The organism is Pseudomonas sp. SIMBA_067 (assembly GCF_046534675.1).
GTDB lineage: Bacteria > Pseudomonadota > Gammaproteobacteria > Pseudomonadales > Pseudomonadaceae > Aquipseudomonas > Aquipseudomonas putida.
On the sequence record NZ_JAWRYH010001400.1, the window covers coordinates 1 to 233 of the forward strand.

General features: G+C 66.5%; 1 pseudogene. It reads right to left on the reverse strand.

Annotated elements, in window-relative coordinates:
- Positions 1–233: pseudogene (locus SB765_RS33980) on the reverse strand (phage head morphogenesis protein); the annotation flags it as partial.

Consider the following 233-nt stretch of genomic DNA (forward strand, 5'->3'; position numbering starts at 1 on the left):
TAGCCTTGAGCGTTTCCATGCGCGCCGTGGTGGCCACATGCTGGACTGCGGTCTGGACAACTGCCCGGGCGCTTCGGTTCGTGACCGCCAGCACGCCATCCGTGAAGTTCTGCGCGGCGGTGCCGCGTATGGCCTGTGTGATCTCGGCGTTGGTCTGGCCCTGCACGACACCCATCCGGATGGCGTTGGTTACCCGGTCCGACTCGGTGCGCGTCCATCCGGTCAGGAAGGGC